Raw genomic sequence first — 24,449 nt, forward strand, 5'->3', positions numbered from 1 at the left:
AGAGACAGGGGCATAGGGCATAGGGCATAGGGCATAGGGCATAGGGCATAGGGCATAGGGCATAGGGCATGAGGCTCTCCTCACTTTTTTGATAACTGCTATACCCTTTTGGCAAAACTCAATCTGACATGATGTTGCCCAGACTGAGCTATAGTAGATTTCTCACTTTGTTTACAGACAAAAGTAATGCTGGTGTCTGGGATCAAACTTAAGTCCGCACTACGAACTAATTCGCGATCGGACTATATAACTGGTCAAAGCCTACAAAAATAAAATTTCGGTAAAGTCTGTATTAATCCTAATTTTTGGGAAATATGGAAAAAGTAGCTATTTTGGGGGGGACTTTTGACCCGGTTCATTGCGGGCATTTGTCGATCGCCCAGACGGCGGTGAGTCAATTTGGGATCGATCGAGTCATTTGGGCCATCGATCGCACCCCTCGTCACAAGTCGCACAGTGTTTTGGCAAGTTTTGACCAACGGCGGGAAATGGTGGCTCTGGCAACTGCCCGGCGGTCGGATTTTGGACTTTTACCAGTGGATACCAATCCCTCTGGAACTTCTGCTATTGACACTTTGTTATATTTGCAAAAAATCTATCCGGGCGATCGGTGGTACTGGATTATTGGTAGCGACGCGCTCCAAACTCTCCCCAAATGGCACCGGTGCAGCGAAATTGGCGGGTTGTGCGACTGGTTGGTGGCCCCGCGTCAGAAAAATCGGGATCGAGAAAAAAGCGGGGAAATTTGCTCCTTTGAGCGGGGGGATAGTTTGTGGGATGCAGCCATTGATGCGGATGACAAAATGCAGGATCGGACAAAAGCTGTTTGCTGTAAAGTTGCTCAACAGATGGCTCTGGTGAATGTGGAAATTCGCTGGGAGGTGCTTTCCATGCGTGCGATCGAGATTTCGTCGAGCCACATCCGCCGCTTGGGTGCCGAAAATCGCGATCTCAGTTACTTAGTCCCGGAAGCTGTACGGACTTATATTGCGACTCAGAACCTTTACCAGTAACCAGGGGTAGAAAGCCCTCTCCCTTCAGCTTTTTTCCCATTTCTGCCTTCTAGAAAAGTTCGGGTTTTTTTGATAAACACAAAAAGAGTTAGAAAGGATCGAGCTTTGCGATATGATCTGGTGTCATCAGAAAGGTGGGTGGAAACCCCGTCGTTTTAGGACGGCTTTATATTAAACTATAGTGTGGTCAATGACCCACCCGCGACGATGGATTCAGACAGCCTAACTAGCGAAGTCCAGTGCAACTGGCGGCGCAGACAAATCGGTAGACCGGGAAAAGAGGATAGGGCAATGGTAAACATCCCTGGAATCAAAACAACAGATAAGAATTCCTTTTAGGTATTCGACGCATAAAAACCGCTCTTGCTAGCGGGGTTAGTCTGTGGAGCGAACATAAGACCAGAAAACTCCTTGTGGGTGGAGGCAGTTGTGATGAAGCAGAAACTCAAATCGTGAGGTTTGGGAATCACCGTGGATGAGAACCCGGTGAGGATGTCAAAAGTCAATTCTTAAATTTTGAAAAAATTTAAGCCTGAGCTAAGGGCTGCAATCGTTAGGAGGTAATAAGGTGATTAGAGTCGCGATCAATGGTTTTGGACGTATTGGGCGCAGTTTTGCGCGCTGCTGGCTGGGCAGAGAAAATAGCCAGCTTGAGCTGGTAGCAATTAATGACACTTCCGATCCCAAAACTAATGCCCACTTGCTGAGATACGATTCCATGATGGGAACGTTGAAGGGTGTGGACATCAGTACGGATGAAAATTCGATTATTCTCAATGGCAAGACAGTTAAATGCGTGAGCGATCGCAATCCGCTCAACCTGCCTTGGAAAGATTGGGGTATTGATCTGATTATTGAAGCAACCGGTGTCTTCGTTGACCAAGCTGGTGCATCGAAGCATATCACGGCCGGCGCAAAAAAAGTGCTGATTACTGCTCCGGGTAAAGGGCCAGAAGTAGGGACTTATGTGATGGGAGTCAACCACCACAACTACAAGCACAATGACTACACTGTCATCAGCAATGCTAGCTGTACCACTAACTGTCTAGCTCCCGTACTGAAAGTGCTTAACGATAATTTTGGCATCATCAAAGGCATGATGACCACTACCCACAGCTATACTGGCGACCAGCGCTTGTTGGATGCCAGCCACCGCGACTTGCGGCGGGCGCGGGCGGCAGCGATGAATATTGTGCCGACTTCTACCGGAGCTGCTCAAGCTGTGGCTTTGGTGATTCCAGAGTTGAAGGGTAAGTTAAATGGCATCGCCATGCGGGTGCCGACTCCCAACGTGTCGGTAGTTGATTTTGTGGCTCAGGTAGAGAAAAAGACTTTTACCGAGCAGGTAAATCAAGTTTTCAAAGAAGCAGCCGAAGGCTCGATGAAGGGGATTTTGGAATACAACGATTTGCCTTTGGTTTCTTGCGACTATCGCGGAAATGATGCTTCTTCAATCCTAGATTCCAGTTTGACGCTGGTGATGGACGGCGACATGGTGAAGGTGTTGTCTTGGTACGACAATGAGTGGGGCTACAGTCAGCGGGTTGTTGACTTGGCTGAATTGGTCGCCGAACGTTGGGAAGGCTAGAATCCTGACTTCTTTCCGGCAGTCGGGCAGGGGTTTCAACCCCTGCCTCAAGGCTAAAGTCTCTTAAGAGGACTCAGAAGAAGACTTTTAAACTTACTTTTCGGGTATGTGAGGTACATAGCAGAGGTAGGGACACGGCAATGCCGTGTCCCTACGGGGATATTGAACGTACCTCATAAACCTGCAATCTGCTGTATTAGTCTTCTTAAAAGGACTCAGAAGAAGACTTTTAAACTCATTAGTCCTCATAGCGAGGACTTTAGCTATTAGACTAGACAGGGAATTCATTCCCTGGCGGACTACGGAGTGGCGGACAGTCAGCTTAAGTTGTCACCAATGAACTCTGCCTGGAAATGACTTAACTGTCTTGAACTCTTAGTCTGCGGAGGCAGACTTCGTTTGTTTAGGAGCGGTTTCAACCGCCGAATCATCAAGTTAAATAATTTATATGAAAAAAGCGTTAATTTGTGGTATATCCGGTCAAGATGGAGCTTATTTAGCGAAACTGCTTTTGGAGAAAGGTTATGAAGTTTGTGGCACCTCTAGGGATGCCCAAATGTCGAGTTTCCGAAACCTTGCCAGTTTAGGAATCCGAGACAGAGTAAAACTAGAATCCATGTCTCTCAACGATTTTCGCAGTGTCTTGCAAGTCCTAGCAAAAATTGGGCCCGACGAAGTGTACAATCTAGCAGGTCAAAGTTCCGTCGGTCTGTCTTTTGAGCAACCCGTAGAAACTCTCGAAAGCATTGCTACAGGCACGTTAAATCTGTTAGAAGCAATCCGGTTTACAGGCGGAAAAATTAAACTTTACAATGCCAGTTCCAGTGAATGTTTTGGGGATACCGGAGGCATTGCAGCGGATGAAAATACGCCCTTTCGCCCCCGAAGTCCCTACGCGGTGGCGAAAGCAGCGGCATTTTGGGAAGTAGCGAATTATCGGGAAGCGTACAATTTGTTTGCGTGTTCTGGTATTTTGTTCAATCACGAGTCCCCGCTGCGGCCGGAGAGGTTCGTTACCCAAAAGATTGTATCTGTGGTGTGCCGAATTGCTGCGGGCAGTTCGGAAAAACTGCATTTGGGTAATATTTCGGTGCAGCGGGATTGGGGCTGGGCCCCGGAATATGTGGAGGCGATGTATTTGATGTTGCAGCAGGATGAACCGGACGATTATGTAATTGCTACCGGTGCGAGTTATCCTTTGGAGGAGTTCGTGCAGACAGCGTTTGTGGCGGCAGGTTTGGATTGGCAGGAACATTTGGTAACTGATGCGAGTCTCTACAGACCGACGGAGATTGCTGTTGGGAGGGGAAATCCGGGTAAGGCGAAGCAAAAGTTGGGATGGGAGGCGAAGTATAAGATGCCTGATGTGGTGCGGATGATGGTGGAAGCGAGGCAGATTTGAGGGGAAATTATCAGGTGAAAATATGGAGGCAGAATATACGACAGCTAAGGAGTGGTATAAGGCTAATCGCCGAGAGTTGAAGAAATATCGGGTCAGTGGATAGCTTATACTAACCGAGGGGTGATTAGTTGCGATCGGGATTATCGAAAGATGAAGGACGGGATTCCGGCTGATACACCTAAATTGGGTTATTTGCTCGATCGTATATTTGAAAGTGAATTTGTGGAACCAGTTAGGTTTTATCTTGTCAAAATGAGGGCATTAAAATCTCACGATTGGCCGCCAAGATATGAACTGCATTTAAAAGTTCAGAACTCGGCAAGAGTCGAAATGCTGGTGGATTCTGGAGCTGAACTCAGCTTAATCACTAAGCAGCTTGGTGAGGATTTGGGTTGTAGTAGAACTGCTGGAGAGAGTATCAGTAAAGCAGAGGGAGTTCGCGGCAGTATTGAATATCTGTTGCGAGATATTGAAATAGAGCTGGATGGTCATACTTTTACTGCGCCTGTGGCTTGGGCGCAAACTGATTTTTGTGACGAGATTCTTTTAGGGAGGGAGGTAGTTTTTGATTTGTTTGATATAGAATTTAAACAGGCTGAGGAAATGATTGTTTTTAAGTGGCGTAGGCCGTAGTCATCGAATTGAAAAGTGGCTGGACAAGAAAGCTACAATTTGTTTGCCTGTGGTGGTATTCTGTAGACTGAGGAATGTATTTAACTATTGGGAAGCATATAGGAATCCTTTGCGCGATTATCAATTTATAACAACAACTACAAGAGGAATATCAGTAAAATGCAAACAAGCGAATTAGTTGAACTAAAAAAGTCAATTCACGAAGAAAGTTGGAAGCCTGCCTACAAATTTATACCAGAGCTGATACAGAAATTCAATTTAAAAGTAGGTGCAGAAATCGGTGTGGCGTTTGGAGGTCATTCAGAAGCTATACTCAGCAATACAAATCTTGAACTACTGTACGGGATTGACAGCTATCAACACAGTGACTCTTACGACGACCCCATGAACCTCCCGCAGGCAGATTTTGACATACTCTGTGAAACAACGAAAAATCGCCTCGCTGTCTTCGGAGATAGATTTAGGCTGATTCGTTCAAATTCACAGCAGGCTATTGGGCAAATTGATGGCTTGCTTGATTTTGTCTACATAGATGCAGAGCATTCCTACCAAGGGGTTTGGCAAGACCTCTGCACTTGGTATAGCAAAATTAGAGTAGGGGGTTTGATTAGCGGTCATGATTATGGACACCTTGCTTTTCCGGGCGTAAAACAAGCTATTGATGAGTTTTTCAGAAGGTTAGACTGGCAAGTTCACCTTGAGGGCGAGGGAGTTTGGTGGGTAGAAAAGCAACCCACGAATATTAGCTTTTTTATCCCTGCTTATAACTGCGAACAGACTATCGAAGAGTCGGTTGACTCGATTTTAAATGGAAATTTTGAACAAGGGGATGAGTTAATTATTGTTAATGACTGCTCTGCGGATAATACAACAGGTATACTGGAATGCCTCAAAATCAAGTATCCATTTATCAATATTTTCCGCCACGAAACTAACACAGGGGGCGGAGCAGCGAGAAATACCGCTGTCCAAAATGCCAGCCATCCTTTGCTGTTCTGCTTAGATTCAGATAATATTTTAGTTCCAGGAAGCATCCAAAAATTAAAAGAATTTTTGGTTAATTCCGGTGCAGATGTCGCTGCCTTCCAAGAAATTCATTTCTTTGAAGGACGCAAGCAAAATATTATTAATAAATGGATTTATCAAGACCAAATTACTTTAGCGGACTTTTTCTCTCGGCACGATGTGCCGGGAGCGAGTGGCAACTATCTGTTTACCAAAGAAAGCTGGGTGAGAGGGGGAGGTTATTCTGAGTCTTCTGGTGCGTTAGACACTCACACCTTTGGTTTCCGGCAGTTAGCGACGGGTTCTAAAATGTTGACGCTCCCGAATACTTATTATTGCCACAGACAAGGCATTGAATCTTATTTGGTGAGATTTTCAAGAAGTAATAATTGGTCGTTAATATTGGCAGACAGCATCACTCCTTTTGCTCATCTGATTGCTGAGGCAGATTGGCAGTATATGTGCGGTGAAGGTAAAGATAATTGGTACGGAAATATTACTCAACGTCCTATTTCTTTAAGGACTGGAATAGAGAGTATGCAAGCAGTAGAGGCACAGCCAAAAATAGTAGAGCCGCAACCGATTATTATACCGTACTGGATTGAAGACCATATTAGTTCAACGAGTTCTCACCTGTTGCCTGGAGAAAGCCAAGTAGTTGCCCAATACATTAAAGCAGGGGATATCATTTTAGATTTGGGGGCTAATATCGGTGAATGGGCGAAAGAGGTTTTGACAAGACACGAAGATGTAGCAGAAATGCACATTTTTGAACCTTTGGCTCACGTCCATAAAAATTTGCTAGACAGCTTAAGGGGAGAAAATAATGTAAAAATCCTAGCCCAAAATATGGCTGCTGGCAGTCGAGAAGAAATTAAGACTTTTTATCAGTACGACGACCATTCCACCTTGGGTACATTTGATCGTAGTTGTTGGATTGAGAGTCAAGGTTGGATTCAACCTCCCCAAGGGTGTACTGTTTTCACTACAACTGTTGATCGTTACTGTCAGCGTTTGGGTATCAAGCGGATTAATTTTCTAAAAATTGATGTTGAAGGCTCAGAATTAGATGTATTGTATGGTGCAAGCGAGTTACTGAAATATGGCAAAATCGATTACATTCAATTTGAATACGGTACAACTTATCGCGAGGCAAATATCACTTTAAAAGAAGTGTGTGAGTATCTGCAAAAGTATCGGTACTCGATTTTTAAGATTTTGCCACAGGGCTTAGAATACAGACCTAATTTTCAGCCAGAATATGAAGTTTTTGAAGGGAGCAACTTCTTAGCAGTCAACGAGCGCTTCCGAGCTAATGTGTTGGGAGAACCTCCTAGACTTTTAGACGTACCGCAACTTTGTGCTCAGCATTCTGTCACTCCCAAAGGAATTATTCACGTCGGTGCCCACGAAGGGTCTGAAATCGGATATTACCAAGCAATGGGAGCGCAAAAAATACTGTTTGTAGAAGCTAATCCTGCTGTATTTGAACGCTTGCAAGCTAATTTAGCGGGATACCCGAACGCGCAAGCTGTGAATTGCGCGATTAGCGATCGCAATGGTACTATTAATTTGCACGTTACTTCCTACGATCAAAGCAGTTCAATTTTGCCACTGAAGCATCATCAGGATATCTATCCCGATATCGTGGAAACACATCAAGTAACTGTGCCTTCAAAAACTCTGGATACGCTGCTGCAAGAATTGGAATTAAACCCGGCTGACTTTAATATCTTAAACATCGATATTCAAGGTGCGGAACTTTTGGCTTTGCAAGGAGCAACCAATTGGCTGCAATATGTAGATGCGATTAATACAGAAGTTAATTACGAAGAACTCTATGAAGGTTGCGCGATCGTTCACGATTTAGATGAGTTTTTAGACAGGCATGGTTTTGAGCGGGTAGCTACCACAACTCCTCACCCATCTTGGGGCGATGGTTTCTATGTGAAAAAGCCGCTCGTTACTATGTCTATCCTTAGTAGGGCGCGGTTTGGCAATCAAATATTTTTGTATGCGATGCTGAAAATTCACGAACAACAGCAAAATGTTCGGGTGGAGACATCAGCATGGATCGGACAATATTTGTTCGGACACAGTGAGCCACCTATTTCTAAAAGCTTGCCTGTTGTTCACGATTCGGGATTGGGCATTATTAATGCAGAAGCACCTTTTAGAAATGTAGAATTTGGCGGACCAACTTATCAGATACCCACTAAATATTACGCGCAGCACAAAGAGTTATTTCGATCGCTCTTCCAACCAATGCCAGAAGTAGAAGCGAAGGTAGCAGCAGCAGTCAGCAGCCTCCGACAACGCGGAAAAACTATTGTTGGCTTGCATTTGCGGCGTGGCGATTACTGGGGGCCTTATGCCGAATTTATGTTTATTGCTCCCAATAGTTGCTACAAAAAATGGTTGCAGGGGTTGTGGGAAACTTTGGAAGAGCCGGTACTGTTTATTGCCAGCGATGAACTTGAAGAGGTTGTAGATGATTTTGCAGATTATCACCCGGTAACTGTCAAAGATTTGGGTGTAGAAATGCCAGAGGCTCCTTTCTATCCAGACTTTTATATATTGAGCCAGTGCGATGTTTTGGCTATTTCAAACAGTACCTTTTCTGTTGCAGCATCAATGCTAAATGAACGGTGTAAATTTTTCTTCCGCCCTCACTTGCCGTCGAAAACATTAATTCCTTTCGATCCGTGGGATAGCGAACCGCTATACTGGCACGGCTCTGGAACTTGGGAAGAAGATGAAAGTGGGTACGGTTTAGTGACAACTAATCAATCTTTAGAAAAGGAATCAAATCCCCTGCGACTGAAAATTGCGGCTGTTGTGGATGTTGCACCGGCTTACCCTGAAGCTTTGGAATGGCTGCAGGCATTTAATATAGATTCGCCTGCGATCGGTAAAGTAGATAACAGTGAAATTTTGATGTCTGGTTGGGTGTTGGGCAAGAGCGATCGAGCTGTGGCAGTTGAGTTTATTTATAATGGCGAAACTGTCTGTACAACCCCCGTTGGCGGGTATCGATCGGATGTAGCCAGTGCTTTTCCCGGAGTACCGCTAGCAGCACGTAGCGCTTACAAAGCTAAGCTGGATATTGCAGGAAAGCAGCCGGAATCTGAGGTGCTCATCCAAGCAGTTTTAGCCGACGAAACTCGCGTCAAGTTAGGACTGGTTCGATTGCAGGAAGTTGTATATCATTTCCCTCTCGGCAATCAGAAACAAAAGTACCGGATGAAATGGTTTTTTGCAATTAATGAAGCGAGTCCTGGTTTTGATATTTATTCGCAAATGATTAAAGTAGCAGTTTATACTGCTCTGCAAAATACATCGCTAGAACCATATTGCATTTATGACGGCGAAGATAATGAATTGACAGATTGGTTGCAAAAAAATGGTGTTAAGATTATCTACCACAGAACACCTCACTATGAAAAACTACAAACTCAACATCCCTTATATTCGACCGTAGCTTTCGGTGCATTTTTGAGAATTGAAATTCCCAAAATTGTAGAAATTTATGAAATACCGGATGAGTATGTTTTCTATACTGACTGCGATGTCATGTTTTTTGATGATGTGGTTGACTATTTGCAGGGTATAACCTGTGAATATTTTGCGGCAACGCCCGAACACGATCCCAACAACTGGGAACACTTGAATAGTGGTGTGCTGTACATGAATGTCAAAAATCTTCAAAAGATACAGAAAGAATTTGATGATTTTATTGACAAAAACTTGGATCAGATATTACAGCTAGCTTATGACCAAGGAGCCTATAACTTATTTTTCAAAGATAAGTGGGATAGATTGGATATCCAGCTAAATTGGAAATCCTACTGGGATTTTAGCTATGAAGCAAAAATTATCCATTTTCATGGGCCAAAACCCACTCAAGCAGAAGAGATCAGGAGTAAAACAGCATCTGCGAGTTCTATGCTGTTTGCTAATGGTTTTTATTGGCTAAACACGGAAATTTGGCAATTCACTTACGAAAAAATTGAAGAGCTAGATGCAGGAATTTTGGTCAAAACAGCAGAAGGCGAACAGTTCGATCCTCAGTTAGAGGAGGCTCGCGAAGAATTGGCGCAATTTCAAACAAAACTGGAACAAAATCCAGGGGGATTTGAGCAATTTACAACTAAACTGCAACAAGTTCAAGAGGAACTACAACCAATTAAAGAAGAGCTTGAACTCCGGCAGGTTCAATACCAAAAAACTCAGGAAGAACTCGCACAAACTAAGTCTCAGCTCATCGAAGCTCAGGCTCAACTGCAACAAATGGAGAGTGCTGCGGCTCCGTTAACTCAACTGGCAGAGTTGTATTTAGCTCAAGGAAAGTTAGAAGATGCGATCTCCGTTTGCGAGCAAGTCTTAAAGATTAACCCCAAGTTTGTTCCGGCTTACAAGACTTTGGGGAATGTTTTGCAAGCTCAGGGTAAACTGGATGAGGCAAGGAATTGGTATATTCGCGCTCTGGAAATTCAACCTGATTTTGCTCAAGCTTTGGCAAACCTGGGGACTATTCACGCACAGCAGAAACAATGGCAAGAGGCGATCGCAGCTTACCAAAAAGCGATCGCGATTCAACCGAATTTTGCTGGTGTTTACCGGAACTTGGCTAAGGTTTTTTCGCAAATTGGCAAGCCAGATGAAGCTGTCGAGTGTTGTTATGCAGCCGTGATTTTGGAACCCAAAACAACGGCAGAGGAATACTTTAACCTTGGCAATACTCTGTTAGAGCAAGGGAAACAGGAGCGGGCGATCGTGTGTTACCGCAGGGCGGTTTATTTAAACCAAAATTTTTCTGAGGCTCATGACAAGTTAGACGGACTGGTGGCGATGTGAGAGTAAGAGCGATCATACTCGCTCAAACAATCATTAAACATCTCTATTGAACTCCAGCCAACCCTATCTTAAATTAACCCCCAATTAGCTGATGTATTCGCAAACAATAGAATTTTAGCTAGCACTTAAATTAAGAGTTGGGTTTTGGATAATGGCTTTCTGATGTCAGCAAATCTTCTAGCGTTAAATCCCACTTAAATTTATCGCCATTAACTTCGGCTACCTTTTTGGCAAGGATGGCAACGCCGCCAAATACAGGCTGAAGGGGGAACTGTTCGTTACCTTGCCTTAAAGTATCAAAGTGCAATCGCATTGGTTCTATGAAAGCTACTTTCATAACTTCAAATCCCAACGCTGGCGAAAATAAGACCTTGAGACCATCATCAGAAAAGCGCCAGAAGTCCCAAGGTCTTTCGTGCGGCAGCCATGCAAAATGAGTGTGGTGAAATGTTATTCCTCCTATTTCTAGTACCCTATTGATTTCCATTGCTGCTACCCAAGGCATTGCTAAGTGTTCAAACACGGATATAGAAAAAACGGCATCAAACCGCTGATTGCTAAAATATTGAGAGAGCTTGTGAGCATCTCCTACTACATCTGTGTTTTCGTCGGAATAATAGTCAAAACCGGTATAGGAAGATGCCCCAGAAAAAAAAGGTCTCTGACCTTTATTTCCCGGAGATACAACTCGCGAACCAATTTCTAAAACTCTGAGGTTATTCTGATTAACTGTGTTTACAAACTCCCCATAAATGTTAGCGCCATCTGGAAAAATGTTTTGATCGGGTTCCTGCGGTTTCGAGCCAATAAAAGTTATGCTTTTGCTGGCTGTTTTCCCTTGAGCGTGAGCGTTAAAGGTGATGCTGTGTTCGGCTGTGCGATTCAACTGGACAACAAATCCGCATTGATCGCTGTAGTATTGGGGAAACACATTTGCTACATCAGGCCGGGGATACCAACAAGTAATTGGAACGCAGGTATCATTGGCGCAAATTTCAACTTTTTCTAAAATTCCTTGTTTGCCAAGTATCCAACCCCGAATTCCTATTGCCCAGTCGTCTGACCAAGATTCGTCAATGCACCAGATTAAGTTCTCATCTTGTTCTATTGCCACTTACATACCTCCAAGTATTCAAATTGTTATCTTAGATGAGCGACATTTTTTCATCTGCCAAAGCTTTTCTATTCAGCTCCTGAAAACCAATTGATTGCTTGCTGCAACTCGTTTTTATCAATCGTTTTGGAAAAAGAGTTTAGCAGGTATCGTTCTTTATGCCGCTCTGTAGTAAAGGTACGTTTAGGATATATAGTCTGTCCTTTATAGTCGTGACGAACTTCGATTATAACTCCAAATTCTTTTACCACACCTTTATAATACTTGATAGCAAATTCAAGTTGAACTTTGTTCTTGTACAGTTCTGTTAAAACTTCTGGATCTACAACGTAGACGAACTCCTTGAGAAGCCATCTAGCCCCAATACCTTTTTCCCAAAATTCGGAGAACCATACGCACAGGTGCATATAGTGATCTTCATTATAGTATTGCGTATGCCCGAAAATAAATCCTGAGTTGTGCCACATGAAGGGTGTCCAAAACTCTAAATGCGCTCCGTCAGTACAAACACGGTTAATTTCTTGGAATATAGGTATGGGTGCAGGTGGAGTCAGATGTTCCAAGAAATGAGCAGAGTAAACATAATCAACGCTCCGGTTGGGAAATGGCAAATTCTCATTCTGCAAATCTATTACATAGTCAACTCCTGGTTGGTTGATGATATCTAACCCCAAGGTTCCTGGTTGTTTGTTTGAGCCACAGCCTAGATCCAGCTTAAGATATTGCTTGGACACCTCATTTTCTTCGGTAACAATAGTTCTATGAGGAGCCTCTATTGTTTCACCTATGGCTACGCTTTTAGTCAATATTTTTCCTTGAATTTTAGCCTCAAAGATGACTCGACCTTTGTCGGTATAATCCAGGTTGACAACAAAACCACAGTTATCACTGTAGTATTGGGGAAACGCTGCAGCCACATCAGGGCGGGGATACCATGTAGTAATTGGCACGCAAGTATTTCCCACGCACACTGCTACTTCATCTAGCATTCCTTCTTGCTTGCTCACAATCCATCCTTGGATTCTGAGTCCGCAGTCATCAGACCACGAATGGTCGTCGATCGCCAAGATTAAATTATCGTCTTGCTCGATTGTCATAGCGTCTATCCGTAACTATTTTTTTTATCGTTAGTTTAGTAATGGGTCATCCTCAGTGAGAGTGAGGTCAACATTAGTTATGCCCTGAGTCAATGGCACGGGGATGTGATCGACCTTTCTAGTTTACCCGATCGCGCGTGTTGGTCGATCGATTGAGTGCGATCTTATTCATTTATTTTTGGGATAATATTTATGGTATATTGGATGGCTTGGGGGCTGGGGGGCGATAGACCATATATAATACATGGTTTTGCGGGAACATCCTCAGATGGCTGAAGTCTGATATCCTTGGGAAGGCAACCGCTTGAGTTCATTTGGAGTTCATTGGGGCGATCGGGCAGAACTTACCCTATGTAGTAGAATGGGATACAAAAGCCCGATCGCGACAAAAGTAAATTATGTTTGATAAAATTTTGTAGCGACAGATATCATTAACCCAACAATAGATGATTTTCTAAAATACAAGAAAGTGATTTAATTATGGAACCAGAGTATCCTACAGCCAATGATTGGTATAAAGCTCATCGACCGGAGTTAAAAAAATATCGGGGTGAGTGGATAGCTTATACTAACAAAGGGGTGATTAGTCACGATCGCGATTATCGAAAGATGAAGGATGCGATTCCGGCTGATGTGCCTAATTTAAGTTATGTAATCGGTCGTATATATGAAAGCGAGTTTGTTGAACCAGTCAGGTTTTATCCTGTTAGAATGAGGGCCTTAAAGGCTCATGATTGGCAGCCAAGATATGAACTGCATTTAACAGCTCAAAACTCTGCAAGAGTCGAAATGCTGGTGGATTCTGGAGCTGAACTTAGCTTAATCACTAAGCAGCTTGGTGAAGATTTGGGTTTGAGTAGAACTACTGGAGAGATTATCAGTAAAGCTGAGGGAGTTGGCGGCAGTATTGAATATCTGTTACGAGATATTGAAATGGAGTTGGATGGTCATATTTTTACGGCTCCTGTAGCTTGGGCACAAACTGATTTTTGTGAGGAGATTCTTTTAGGGAGGGAAGTGGTTTTTGATTTGTTTGATATCGAATTTAAGCAAGCTGAGGAGACAATTATTTTTAAGCGGCGATCGGAGTGAACTAGGGCGATCGAGTTTAAGTTAATTTTGTATGTGCCGAGTCCAGTGCTTCACTCTGATGCAGAAGTTGGGCTTTGAGTCAATGGCACGCGGGTAGAGCGCGATCGACCTTTCTAGTTTACCCGATCGCGCGGGGAAAGTCGATCGCCTGAGTGCGATCGTCTTCTTGTCTGGTGCGTGCGGGAACATCCTCAGAGGGCTGAAATCCGATCAGGTTGAAAAGACGAGGGCTTGGGTTTAGTGGGGGCGATCGGGCAAAACTAACCATATGTAGTAGAATGGGATACAAAAGCCCGATCGCGACTGGCGTAAATTATGATTTATTGTTTGTGAGAGTTATTATCCACTCAAGCACAGATGATTTTATAAATCACAAAAAAGTGGTTTAATTATGGAACCAGAGTATCCTACAGCCAATGATTGGTATAAAGCTCATCGACCGGAGTTAAAAAAATATCGGGGTGAGTGGATAGCTTATACTAACAAAGGGGTGATTAGTCACGATCGCTATTATCGAAAGATGAAGGATGCGATCGATCCGAGTTGATCATGTTTAGATGATGTAATTTAACAGATATTTGAAAGCGATTTTGTCGATATAGTCAGATTTTATCCATTGAAAATGAAAACATGAAAATCTTACAATTGACAACCTAAATACCAGTTGTTATTGAAATTTCAGCATACTGTAGCCGTGAAAATTCTGGTTGATTCAGGTGCAGAACTTAGTTTGATTGGCTCTCCTGGATTTGTGGTAGAAACGGTAGTGTGAGGGTCTCCCTTACGCAGGCTTTCCTGTCCCTACCACGGGAAGTTGTATTTTTATGAGCAATCACCTAAAACTCAGGAGAACCCTTCACTCACGGCTAGAGGTTCATTATCCAATAGCTTTGGATAAATGTTTATGCGGTTTCTAGTCAATGTTTTATCATAGGCAATTGCGTCATTTTTTTTACCATAACTTGGCGCATTAACTGTTGCCATTCCAGGGAATTAGTTAAACTTTCGGAATCTAGTTCCAACCCTTGGGCAACGGAAAATTTAGAAAAACTCTCTAACCAATTCATAATTGTTTCGCTTGCTGAGGTTTTAGTTAATTTTAAGGCGTTTTGAAGGTGCTGCTTCATTACCGGCAGTTGACCATTGCAGTAAGCATTCCAGGCATCCCAAACTAACAGATTGTAATCCAGTTCGCTTTGTTTGTCGGGAGATTCAGCTACGATTTGTTCTAGCTTGTGCCGTTGTGTGATTTGCTCAATATAGGTTTTAGCTTGGGCTAATTCCTGTTGTAGTTCGTGGAGTTGAGATTGCGATTGTTTGAATTCTGTTTGCCATTGATGAATTTGTGCTTCTTTTTGTTTGATATCTCCTTCTAGCTCTATTTTTAGTTGTATAAATTTGTGATTTACCAGTTGAAAATTATCTTGCTCTTGTTTAAGTTTAGTTGCGGTTTGTTCTAACTCTTCTAAAGTTTGATGCCGTTGAAGGTTGATTCGTTCTTCTCGTTTTTCTGCTTGCTGTAACTGATCCATCAACTGACTTAAAGCTACCTCGGCTTCATAAAGTTTAGATTGCGATTCCTCCCAAGCTTGGCGGTGCAGTTCATAGTATTCTAATTCTTCTTGAGTTTGATGTAGTTGAATATGTAAACGCTCTTCACTTTTTTCGGTTTTCTGTAACTGATTCATCAATTGACTTAAAGCTACCTCGGCTTGATAAAGTTTAGATTGCGATTCCTCCCAAGCTTGGCGGTGCAGTTCATAGTATTCTAATTCTTCTTGAGTTTGATGTAACTGCGATTGATAACGCATAACATCAAATTGAGCTTGACCAAGTTGAGTTGTGGTCTGTTCTAATTCCTTGCGAGTGTGATTAAGTTGAGCATGAGATTGTTGTAAAACGGACTCGGTTTGTTGTAACTGAGTTTGAGATTTCTCTAAAACGCTTTCTGTTTCATGTAACTGAAATTGAGATTGTTCGAGGAGATTTTCTGCTGTTTTGAGTTGGGCTTTGGTCTGTTCTAATTCAGTTTGACGAGACTGAGATTCTTGCAATTCCGGTTCTTGTGCGTGCAATAGAGTTTTCAAGGATTTATTATCCTGTTCTAATCGACGCAAATTCGCCCAATCTTGAAAAGCCCAAGTTCGATAGAGAGACGGTTTTAATAATTCTTGCCAAGAAAAATCGGGCGTTTGTTCAGGATGCCATGCTCTGCCTTCTAGTTCCTGATACAGTTCAATAGTTTCCGGAAAATAATAATCAATTACAGTTGGTTGCTGACTATTGGATGAAACCTCTGTTTTCAACATCGATGGATCGTAAGCTGTAGGAGCAGGATGACTTAAATCAACGTTGAACTTGTGATTTATCGTATCAATATAGGCGGCTTGGTATTGAATAATCGTTTTGACATTTGCAAGCAGACAACGATTTTGTTCCTGGTTATAAAAATTAAGAATTTTTTGGTTGTAATGCTGCCAATATTTAATGGCTAATTCTGGTTGACTTTGAAAAAGTTCATCTTTTCGCCGATATAGAGAGTCCGCCACTTCCCAAGGAGAGCGATAAATTAATAAAAACCTGGCTTCTGGTAACAGTTTTGCCCAAAAGTCTAAAAAGAGAGTGGTTCGAGGTTCTTTCCATCCCCAAACAGAACTTAAAGCATTATTTTCTATAATTTGTTTAGCTCGATCAATAAATTCTTCCTTAATTTCCAAATTGTCCTGTAATGTCCAGCCCGCACTACTGAGTCCTTGTGAATTAAGAATATTCATATGAAACTCATAGAAGTCAATATTTTCCCAATGCCCTTTAATATTGACCTGATCGGCACCTAATAAATTTCGACCAATGTGAATACCGGCACTCTGCAAAATAGATGCGGTTAAGGATGTTCCTGAACGGTGCATTCCGGTGATAATGAAAACGGTTTGTTCTGTGTTGGATTTTTGCATGATTTTAGAAGGGTTTTCTTCAGGTAAACGTTTATGGAGTTCTATTTTTAGATGACAGTAAATCAAAACTCTAAATAATTTAGGTAAGACAATATTACCAAATTTCTCGAATATTCTCTAGAATTTCTAAAAAAGCCTCACGCTCTTTGAGAAGACTATGCTCATTGGCAGTTTGTTTCGCTTGGGTTGAAATTTCCCGAATTTTACTTCGAGGATATTGTAATGCTTGTTGGATTGCATTCAATAAACTTTCTACCCGATACTCTGGACGGATACAATTATACCATGAAAGGCAAAAAGATCGATTGCCAATACAGTCGGGACAGATCACCAGTGTTCCTAGCGCCATCCCTTCTAAAGCCGGAAGATAAAACCCCTCTCCTTCTTGTTGATTAGGAAGAAATACCGTCATCTTTGCACTATTTAGCTTTTGTAAATATTCTGCTCTGGAAAGTTGTGCTGTGAGAAGTTCCACTTTCTTTTCGGTTTTTTCTAATTCTTTTTTTAACTGTTGTCCTAAAATAGGTTCTTTTAACGCGCAAATTAAAATATCACAACCTTTTTGTTCCCAATCTAAAGGTTGGGGTAGTTCACTCAGATCCAATCCACAAGGAATAACGAATAGTTCTCCGTTGACTTGATGAGTTTCTTCTAAATAAGTTTTGATTTCAGGACTGACACAAATCCGAATCGCTTTATACTTGAGAAAGGAATAACGAGAATTATCAGGATAGGCGTGTCTGACGTGCTGAATTAAATTAATAATCGGAATCTGTGAATTATTTTTATAGTGTTCATCAAGGAAATGCCAATCTAATCCTTCCATGAAAATTAGATCGGGATTTACTAGGGGGTCAGATAAGAGGAAAGTTTTATCAGAATTTAACCAAGGATTGTTTTGGTCCCAACTGCTTTGAGGTGTGAAATAAATAAATGGAGAATAACGATGGGAAAATTTGACATGATTAAAATAGTCCCAAACCTTTAAGTGTCCACCTGTAAAACCTCCATAATCTCGGTAAAATAACATCGACTGACGAGAGGGCTCCGCTAAGGGGGATGAGGGTGGTAGAGTTGTTAGCGATTCCCAAGATGCCATCTCGCTTTGAATTTGCTGTAGCCACGACTGCGATCGCTCTAGTTTGTTTTTTATTTCTGGCAATTCCGAAGGCAATGGCATATATATAAAGTTATTAATAACGGGTAGAGAAGGGGGAAAAATGGACGGGAACAATCAGGTATTGACTGGCCTATCAATCTCTAAAGGTTGAGTGACTGTTTGCAGATTCCCTCAAGTGTCCATAACCAATATAATCTTATTGTGTCTGCTGGCATCCTTCTTGCTGGTAAGATTTAACTGCTATTCAAGGCAGATGGAATCAGATAACTGCTCAAAGAAGTTGTGATAAGTTGTTGACACTCAATGCTACCAGACATGATAGAATTGAATCCTAGAAATAATTGAGAGTTGTGATATGAGTATTAGCCATTTTGAGACAGCAAATCAACACTTACGGACAAGTCAGTTGGAAAAGGCAATTCTCAGCTATGAGCAGGGGATACAAGAAAACCCATCATCCCCCTGGCTTTATTATAACTTGGGGGAAGCTCTCAGTCAACAGGGAAGTTTTGAGGACGCGATCTCAGCTTATCAGAAAGCTGTTGAACTCAACGCTAATTCCCCTTGGTTCTATGACCGCTTAGGTACTGTGGAACTGCAAGCCGGACACTTGAGCCAAGCGATCAGTTGCTTTCAACAAGCCATTGCCTTAGAGCCGAACTTTTATGAATTTTACACGAATTTGGGGATTGCTCTCACCCAGCAAGGCAATATTGTAGAAGCGATTTCTTCGTTTTACAAGGCATTAGAGCTTAAACCCAAGGATGCCGAAACCTATTATAATCTAGGACTGGCTCTCGCGCAACAGAACCAAGGGCAAGAGGCGATCGCGGCTTACCATCAAGCCTTAGACATTAATCCTTATTGGTCAGAATGTTATTTCTCATTAGCAAGAGTTCAAGAACAGTGCGGTCAAACTGATGAAGCAGTCAAACATTATCGTCGTGCTTGTCAACTCAATCCTAATTTAATAGAAGCTTACGAAAAATCACGAAAATTATTACAAGAGCAGGAACAATGGGAGGAAATTATTAGTCTCTCTCGTCGGTGTTGTCAGGTGAATCCTAACTCTGCAACTGCTTACTATAATTTGGGGACGGCATTAATGCACCAGCAGGAATGGAAAAAATCTGTAACAGCATTAGCTCGAGCTTGTGAACTTAATCCTAATTTAGCAGAGGCTTATGACCCATTAGGAAAAGCTTTAGCTGCACAAAATGAATGGGAAGAAGCGGTTAGGGTTTATCGTCGAGCCGTTGAACTGGCTCCTAATTATAGTCAGCATCAATGGGGTTTAGCTCAAGCACTGGTGCAAACTCATAACTTGGAAGAAGCAATTAGTGCATATCATCAAGCTTGCGCTTTGAACCCAAGTTCGGCTGAGTTATATGATGAATTGGGCCAGGCGTTAGCACAATTTTATCAATGGGAAGAAGCGATCGCTGCCTATCGCCAAGCCTTAGAATTAAATCCAGCCAATCCGCGTTCCATTGAAAATCGCTTAGAACAAATTTTAGGCAAACAACGCCAATTTGAAGAGGCGATAGCCTCCTACCGTCGCAGTCAAGATTTTAATCCTGATTCCTTTGAGTCCTATCAAAACTTAGGACAAACCCTGCGACAACAAGGCGCAATTGAAAATGCTATTGTTGCTTTACGTCGAGCTTATATTCTCAACCCAGGTTCGGCCGTTGCTTATCACGTTTTAGGTCATACTTTTGCTATGCTTCAAAAGTGGGATGAAGCGATTAGTTGTTATCGCCGCGCTTGTGAGATTTATCCAGATTCTCCCGATATTAATTTACATTGGGGAGAAGCATTAGAACAGAAAGGAAATTATCCAGAGGCAATAGCTTATTTCCAAAAAGCAATTACCCTCAAACCGGACTTTGATTTGGCTTATGAAGGGATGGGTCGTGTAAATTCAAAAAAAAAAGGGAGTTAATTTAGAGCCTCTCTCTCACTATCAAGAGATATTGAAAAACAATCCTAATGCTCCTGAGATTTATCAGGAGCTGGGACAAGAATTGCATCGTCAAGGCTGTTTAAAAGAAGCCATTGATTGTTACCGCAAAGGGATGGAATTGCAAAGCGAACCGATTCATTTATGGTTCTATCGGAATTTAGGAGAAGCGTTGTTAGAACTTGAGCAAGCTATTTGAGATTAGCAGACCCCAACCTAGACTTTGATATCGAATCTAAATCATTGGTGTCGATTGATAAACTCCTTTTCAGATAAGAATGATAACGGTCTAGGAATTTTGCTTTCTGCTGTTCATTGCCGATATCTGACATCAAACGTACTAGCCATAGGAATGTTTGAGTATAGGCCTGGGACTCCAAGGGACGCATCCAAGGTTTAACGGTGGGGCGTGAAAAATAGTTTTGCAGAAGTTGTTCGGACTTTTGCGCCATTTGAACGATGGTTTCAGGAGTATAGGGTTGGGGTTCTCGACAGCAAACTGTTGGCTGTTCTAAACAAACCGCGGCCGCCCCCCTTGAGGATAAATTCAGTAGCAGGTCAAGGGTAGCAGCTTTTTGAGAGAGTTGGGGGTTAAAGCCACCATAACGCTGTAACCAACTGCGCCTCAATAGAATCGGGCTAGTTAGGATGAATTGCCACAGTGTTGGTAACATCCAGGCATGAACCCCATGTAACCCTTCCCGTCCTTGTAAAACGGAATTAAAGGCTGCAATATTAATGGCATCCCCCCTATCGCCGGAAGGGGTTTGCCAAGCACTGAGAACCATTTCTAAAGAACTGCTTTCTGTTCAAAGCAAGCGACTTGTTGGGCGAGTTTTTCGGGCAAAAATACCTCCGAGGTATTCAAAAAAGTCACAAATTCCCCTTGGGCGATGTCCAAACCGCGATTACAGGCGGCGACAATCCCTTGAGAGGGTTGATGGATGTAGCGGATTGAGGGATAGTCTGCTTTGAGTCGCGATCGCATTTCTTGCGTAAAACTATCATCAACGACGATAATTTCAAAGTCAGTCAGGGTTTGTTGGTAAACACTGTCAATGCTTTGACGCAGAGGGAGAGATGCAAAATCTTGCTTCTCTACATTGGTGGTGGGGATAATCACGCTAACTCTAGGGGTGTGGTTGGGAGAGAAGGGAGTTAAGTAAACAGTCGCATTGGCACTATTGCCCGCAAAATGACCTTGGAGAAAGGTTTGATTCTGTTGTGCTTCGGTTCCTTGAAATGCTTCTAAACGATGTCCTGGTAAATGGTTGTAATCGTGGTTTTGATGAATCGCGGTAATTAATTAATTGACTGGCATTGATGACCGGAAGCTTCTGTTTGATGGCTTCTCCTACAATCCAGTTATCCCAGCCTGCGCGTCCAACGGCAAATTTTGGTAGTTGGGAAAATAGAGGTTTGGGGAAAACGAAATAATCTAAGGCTCCAACGCCACTGAAAGTTCCTGCTTGATGAACACGATCGCGTAAATTTTGTTCCCAATGGGAATGATGAAAGTTTAAGGGTTCAGTGAGATCCTGATTCCAACGTCTTCCTATGATTAAAAATTGCTGGTACTGGGTGATAACTTGTTGAACCGTTGGCAGGAAGTCACTGGTTAAGATAATATCCGAATTAACATAGGTTAATATCGGGTATTTCGCTTGTTGGGAAGCTTGGAAAAAAATATCATTTAACAGGGGAGTTCCGTGAGTATTGAGTTGGATGTTGGGAATGTGGCGTAAACCAAACTCTCTGGCAGTTTCTCTTGTTCCCTCATCATTTCCCAATAAGATAATTTCCGGTTGGGGTTGCAAGTGTAACCAACTTTGAATGGCATTGCGTTGAATAATACCAATCTGACCTAGAAAGGGTTTAGGAACTGCAAAAATTGTGAGGTTTAATGTGGGTTGAAGATTAGGAAGAATTGATAAAGGGCTAGCTGTCATAATCTATGCTCACTAATCTTCTAGGGTTTCTGCTAGAACTTTTGCCAATAGTTTGACTATCGCTGCATTATCTGATTTAGATTTTGTGCTAACGGTGAGTTCAGGTTGGGGTTGAACTTGAGTTAATTGGGTTTTAGTTTGTTCCAGTTCCGTTTGGAGTTTGGTGATTTCTTCTTTCTGTTGATGAAACTTAGCAACATATTGTTCTAACTCAACTTGTACTTCATCCAGTTGGAATTGGGTTAGTTCCAATTCTTCTCGAACTTCATGGAGTTCAGAACGAGATTGATCAGATTCTTTTTGGGTTTGTTGAAGTTGGGTTTGTTGAAGTTGGGTTTGAGATTGTTTAAGGTCGGTTTGGGTTTGTTGAAGTTGGGTTTGGAGTTGTTCCTGTTGGGTTTGAGATTGTTCTAATTCTGCTAATATTTGATCCCGTTGAGATTCTAACTCAGCTAAATTCTCTGCTTGTTGTTGCAGTTGATCTTGGGTTTGTTCCAACGTTCCCAAAGTTTCTTGGTATTGTAACTGTAAAGTTTCTAACTCCTGTTGGGTTTCCTGAAGTAGTTGAGAGGTTGGGGATAGGGGTTGAACGGGAAGCAGCCCATCCTCAGTTCTAACAGTCTGACGGACATAGAACGCTTCTCCCCAAGCGGGATGGTAGGGAGTCTCCTCTGCTACACGCTGGAATTGGTAGTCGGTGAGGAACTGATCGACTTGTTCGGCTAAGGCCCCGCCTTTAAATAGTTCTTGATAGTAAACGTTGGTGTAAATGGCATCTAGGGTGTTGAGGAGTTGGGTAGCGCCTTCTAAGGCCAAAAGTTCAGACCCCTGGATATCGAGAATCAGAATATTAAAATCACTAGGAGAGAGGTTCAATTCTTCAAGGAGAGTATCCAGAGTGCGCGAGGAAAGGGTGAGTTGTTGAATTTCTTTAATATTGGGGTAAATTTCGCTGTACTGTTTCCAGGGCAAAATAGAACTGCTAGACTGAAGGGAAGTTAGGTGCAGGGTAACGGTGTCGTTATGGTTGGCAATAGCAGCCTGAACCACTTGGGTATTGGGGCGATCGGCAAAGTTTTCTTGCAGTCGTTCAACGGCACTTTGGTTGGCGTCAATGACTAGGATTTTAACGGTATTGGGGAGGTTGAGGCGTTTGAGGGTTTTACCATCGTAAGCGCCTATGGAGATAATACCGCGTGGGGTAATGGCGTGTTGTTGGCAGAGGTCGGGAAAGTTCAGTTTCATGGAGAGGGTTGCTTGAGGTCTATTGACTTGATTGTCTAAGCTGTTGGGCATTTAAAGGAGGATAGTAGGGTGAGTCAGTACATAAGCGTTTCCCATGTATAGTCAGTGTTATAGCTGACGCACCTTACCTGGATCGTTAATGGTTTAAATGCGTAACAGCTTATTGTATCAGGTAGTAAGTTATCAACAAAGAAACAAAGATTTAAACAAAGGCGGTTGAATCGTAGGGTGCGCTTCGCTGACGCACCATACGATAAACAAACATAAGATAACATTTGTCAAGTACGGATAACCGAACGCTTTATTCAGTGAAACCGAATCTAAAGACCCTCAAAGTCCTCCTTTTTCGGGTTTAAAACATGAGTGTTACAGTAGAATTTCCTGAATAACTATTAGTTGCTTGTCGTGAAGAACAAGATTTCTTTAAACTATGACTATAGGTTTTTCAAAACGAAAACAGGTTGTTGAAATTTACCTAAATCTTGATCGTTAATCAAAGAATCGGAAAATCCGAAACTGTTCAGAAATTCCCAACCTTCAAACATCATAGGTAAACGGATTTTCCCATAAATTCTATGAGCATTCCAAACCAGGCAATCTTTACCAATTGGAACAGAAAAGAAAAACAGACCATCTTTTTTAATTAATGTTTTTGACAGTTTCATCGCTTCTAAGTCACCATTAGGATTGATTGGATCTCCATAACGTCCTAAACCGTCATGTTCAAAAGATGAGATGGAAATGCCAACGTCTGCTTGAATATTCCGACGTATATAATCCTCATATGAAAAAACTTGTACTTGAGGATGTTCAGAAATAGGCAGATTATAATCAATAACATAAACTTGGGATGCACCTTTCCAAAGAGATATAGCATCACAATTAATGCCCACCAACCCGAAAATAAGAACGGTTTTATTAAGAATGCTATATTTATCTAAAGCATTTAATAAGTAATCTAAAGTCTCGCCATAATATTGAAAGGAAGACTTTGATAATTGCTCAAATGCTTGATTATAAGCTTGCATACTCAGATAGATAGGAGATGAACAAGTATTATTATAATAAGCATTAATCACGGGAATTTTATTACCAATAGTAAAATCAGCAACTAATTCTTCAGGAATTTTCTTAGGTGGTAAAGCCGTAGGTAAGTAAGATTGACGATAAAAGTTTGCTGACAGATTAGCTTGATCGTCATTAGATTTTACATCTAAACTATCTGTACAAGGAATTGCATAAATTTCTACTTCATCTAAGTGTAAATATTGATTTTCTCGCAGTTGTAGACGCACAAACCGCGCTATTTTTTCCTGGAAATTTACTGTGAGTGGTTTTCCATCAGTACCACCAAAGATGTTATTTTTATCGTTTGAGTAACATAATTCCCAATTTAGTGAATCCTGAGATAATAAAA

The 24,449-nt window shown here is 42.1% G+C and carries 19 protein-coding genes; 9 read left to right on the plus strand and 10 right to left on the minus strand.

Features of this window, described 5'->3' with window-relative positions; translation table 11 throughout:
* Positions 1–314: 314 nt before the first annotated feature.
* The 5 genes from nadD to IQ263_RS28810 all read left to right on the plus strand — a co-directional run bounded on the left by nadD (position 315) and on the right by IQ263_RS28810 (position 10,498).
* Positions 315–1,013, plus strand: coding sequence for a nicotinate (nicotinamide) nucleotide adenylyltransferase (gene nadD, locus IQ263_RS21785; protein WP_194070215.1), 699 nt, complete (start codon positions 315–317; stop codon positions 1,011–1,013).
* A 568-nt stretch (positions 1,014–1,581) separates the two neighbouring features.
* Positions 1,582–2,601, plus strand: a complete 1,020-nt coding sequence (locus IQ263_RS21790) for a type I glyceraldehyde-3-phosphate dehydrogenase (RefSeq protein WP_194070217.1) — start codon at positions 1,582–1,584, stop codon at positions 2,599–2,601.
* A gap of 448 nt (positions 2,602–3,049) precedes the next feature.
* A complete protein-coding gene (locus IQ263_RS21795; protein ID WP_194070219.1) occupies positions 3,050–4,003 on the plus strand; it encodes a GDP-mannose 4,6-dehydratase in 954 nt (317 codons plus the stop codon).
* A gap of 150 nt (positions 4,004–4,153) precedes the next feature.
* Positions 4,154–4,636 carry a retropepsin-like aspartic protease gene (locus IQ263_RS21800; protein ID WP_228050249.1) on the plus strand — a complete coding sequence of 161 codons (483 nt, stop codon included), beginning with the start codon at positions 4,154–4,156 and terminating at the stop codon, positions 4,634–4,636.
* A 159-nt stretch (positions 4,637–4,795) separates the two neighbouring features.
* Positions 4,796–10,498: an FkbM family methyltransferase gene (locus IQ263_RS28810; protein ID WP_228050250.1), complete on the plus strand. Its 5,703-nt coding sequence runs from the start codon at positions 4,796–4,798 to the stop codon at positions 10,496–10,498.
* A 130-nt stretch (positions 10,499–10,628) separates the two neighbouring features.
* Here the strand turns inward: IQ263_RS28810 and IQ263_RS21820 are convergent, their stop codons facing one another.
* Both IQ263_RS21820 and IQ263_RS21825 read right to left on the minus strand, forming a co-directional pair.
* The gene (locus IQ263_RS21820; protein WP_194070221.1) at positions 10,629–11,612 is read right to left on the minus strand and encodes a methyltransferase domain-containing protein; all 984 of its coding nucleotides are present in this window, start codon (positions 11,610–11,612) and stop codon (positions 10,629–10,631) included.
* A gap of 68 nt (positions 11,613–11,680) precedes the next feature.
* Positions 11,681–12,709 (minus strand): class I SAM-dependent methyltransferase, encoded by a 1,029-nt coding sequence (locus IQ263_RS21825; protein WP_228050251.1) that lies wholly within the window; start codon positions 12,707–12,709, stop codon positions 11,681–11,683.
* A gap of 480 nt (positions 12,710–13,189) precedes the next feature.
* On the opposite strand from IQ263_RS21825, the gene IQ263_RS21830 reads away from it, so the two are divergent.
* Entirely contained in the window at positions 13,190–13,801 is a 612-nt protein-coding gene (locus IQ263_RS21830; RefSeq protein ID WP_194070223.1) for a DUF5678 domain-containing protein, read from the plus strand.
* Positions 13,802–13,919: 118 nt separating this feature from the next.
* On the opposite strand, the gene IQ263_RS21835 is transcribed toward IQ263_RS21830, so the two are convergent.
* A complete protein-coding gene (locus IQ263_RS21835; protein ID WP_194070225.1) occupies positions 13,920–14,069 on the minus strand; it encodes a hypothetical protein in 150 nt (49 codons plus the stop codon).
* A gap of 123 nt (positions 14,070–14,192) precedes the next feature.
* Between IQ263_RS21835 and IQ263_RS21840 the strand changes: the two genes are divergently transcribed.
* Positions 14,193–14,348 (plus strand): DUF5678 domain-containing protein, encoded by a 156-nt coding sequence (locus IQ263_RS21840; protein ID WP_228050252.1) that lies wholly within the window; start codon positions 14,193–14,195, stop codon positions 14,346–14,348.
* A gap of 370 nt (positions 14,349–14,718) precedes the next feature.
* Here IQ263_RS21840 and IQ263_RS21845 read toward each other — a convergent pair whose 3' ends face one another.
* Positions 14,719–16,755, minus strand: coding sequence for a sulfotransferase (locus IQ263_RS21845; RefSeq protein ID WP_194070227.1), 2,037 nt, complete (start codon positions 16,753–16,755; stop codon positions 14,719–14,721).
* Positions 16,756–16,849: 94 nt separating this feature from the next.
* Entirely contained in the window at positions 16,850–17,935 is a 1,086-nt protein-coding gene (locus IQ263_RS21850) for a glycosyltransferase (RefSeq protein ID WP_194070229.1), read from the minus strand.
* 295 nt (positions 17,936–18,230) lie between these two features.
* On the opposite strand from IQ263_RS21850, the gene IQ263_RS21855 reads away from it, so the two are divergent.
* Both IQ263_RS21855 and IQ263_RS21860 read left to right on the plus strand, forming a co-directional pair.
* Entirely contained in the window at positions 18,231–19,820 is a 1,590-nt protein-coding gene (locus tag IQ263_RS21855; protein ID WP_194070231.1) for a tetratricopeptide repeat protein, read from the plus strand.
* A gap of 28 nt (positions 19,821–19,848) precedes the next feature.
* Positions 19,849–20,037, plus strand: coding sequence for a tetratricopeptide repeat protein (locus IQ263_RS21860; RefSeq protein WP_445286316.1), 189 nt, complete (start codon positions 19,849–19,851; stop codon positions 20,035–20,037).
* On the opposite strand, the gene IQ263_RS21865 is transcribed toward IQ263_RS21860, so the two are convergent.
* The 5 genes from IQ263_RS21865 to IQ263_RS28815 form a co-directional block, all read right to left on the minus strand.
* Positions 20,030–20,626, minus strand: coding sequence for a hypothetical protein (locus tag IQ263_RS21865; RefSeq protein ID WP_194070233.1), 597 nt, complete (start codon positions 20,624–20,626; stop codon positions 20,030–20,032). The genes IQ263_RS21860 and IQ263_RS21865 overlap by 8 nt on opposite strands.
* A 2-nt stretch (positions 20,627–20,628) precedes the next feature.
* Positions 20,629–20,961: a glycosyltransferase gene (locus IQ263_RS21870; protein ID WP_194070235.1), complete on the minus strand. Its 333-nt coding sequence runs from the start codon at positions 20,959–20,961 to the stop codon at positions 20,629–20,631.
* A gap of 58 nt (positions 20,962–21,019) precedes the next feature.
* Positions 21,020–21,787 (minus strand): glycosyltransferase family A protein, encoded by a 768-nt coding sequence (locus IQ263_RS21875; RefSeq protein WP_194070237.1) that lies wholly within the window; start codon positions 21,785–21,787, stop codon positions 21,020–21,022.
* A 12-nt stretch (positions 21,788–21,799) separates the two neighbouring features.
* Positions 21,800–23,083 (minus strand): FkbM family methyltransferase, encoded by a 1,284-nt coding sequence (locus IQ263_RS21880; protein ID WP_194070239.1) that lies wholly within the window; start codon positions 23,081–23,083, stop codon positions 21,800–21,802.
* A 383-nt stretch (positions 23,084–23,466) separates the two neighbouring features.
* Positions 23,467–24,449 (minus strand): DUF268 domain-containing protein (locus tag IQ263_RS28815; RefSeq protein ID WP_228050254.1); only part of this gene is annotated, 983 nt, incomplete at its 5' end.

The sequence above is a fragment of the Tychonema sp. LEGE 06208 genome, from assembly GCF_015207505.1.
Lineage (GTDB): Bacteria > Cyanobacteriota > Cyanobacteriia > Cyanobacteriales > Microcoleaceae > Microcoleus.

Excerpts from the sequence above, each read along its gene's own strand:
- IQ263_RS21800 (WP_228050249.1), top strand. The coding sequence starts at position 4,154 with ATGAAGGACGGGATTCCGGCTGATACACCTAAATTGGGTTATTTGCTC.
- IQ263_RS21835 (WP_194070225.1), bottom strand. The coding sequence starts at position 14,069 with ATGGTTAGTTTTGCCCGATCGCCCCCACTAAACCCAAGCCCTCGTCTT.
- IQ263_RS21825 (WP_228050251.1), bottom strand. The coding sequence starts at position 12,709 with ATGACAATCGAGCAAGACGATAATTTAATCTTGGCGATCGACGACCAT.
- IQ263_RS21795 (WP_194070219.1), top strand. The coding sequence starts at position 3,050 with ATGAAAAAAGCGTTAATTTGTGGTATATCCGGTCAAGATGGAGCTTAT.
- IQ263_RS21875 (WP_194070237.1), bottom strand. The coding sequence starts at position 21,787 with ATGACAGCTAGCCCTTTATCAATTCTTCCTAATCTTCAACCCACATTA.
- IQ263_RS21845 (WP_194070227.1), bottom strand. The coding sequence starts at position 16,755 with ATGCAAAAATCCAACACAGAACAAACCGTTTTCATTATCACCGGAATG.
- IQ263_RS21850 (WP_194070229.1), bottom strand. The coding sequence starts at position 17,935 with ATGCCATTGCCTTCGGAATTGCCAGAAATAAAAAACAAACTAGAGCGA.
- IQ263_RS21840 (WP_228050252.1), top strand. The coding sequence starts at position 14,193 with ATGGAACCAGAGTATCCTACAGCCAATGATTGGTATAAAGCTCATCGA.
- IQ263_RS21865 (WP_194070233.1), bottom strand. The coding sequence starts at position 20,626 with ATGGTTCTCAGTGCTTGGCAAACCCCTTCCGGCGATAGGGGGGATGCC.
- IQ263_RS21880 (WP_194070239.1), bottom strand. The coding sequence starts at position 23,083 with ATGCCCAACAGCTTAGACAATCAAGTCAATAGACCTCAAGCAACCCTC.
- nadD (WP_194070215.1), top strand. The coding sequence starts at position 315 with ATGGAAAAAGTAGCTATTTTGGGGGGGACTTTTGACCCGGTTCATTGC.
- IQ263_RS21830 (WP_194070223.1), top strand. The coding sequence starts at position 13,190 with ATGGAACCAGAGTATCCTACAGCCAATGATTGGTATAAAGCTCATCGA.
- IQ263_RS28810 (WP_228050250.1), top strand. The coding sequence starts at position 4,796 with ATGCAAACAAGCGAATTAGTTGAACTAAAAAAGTCAATTCACGAAGAA.
- IQ263_RS21855 (WP_194070231.1), top strand. The coding sequence starts at position 18,231 with ATGAGTATTAGCCATTTTGAGACAGCAAATCAACACTTACGGACAAGT.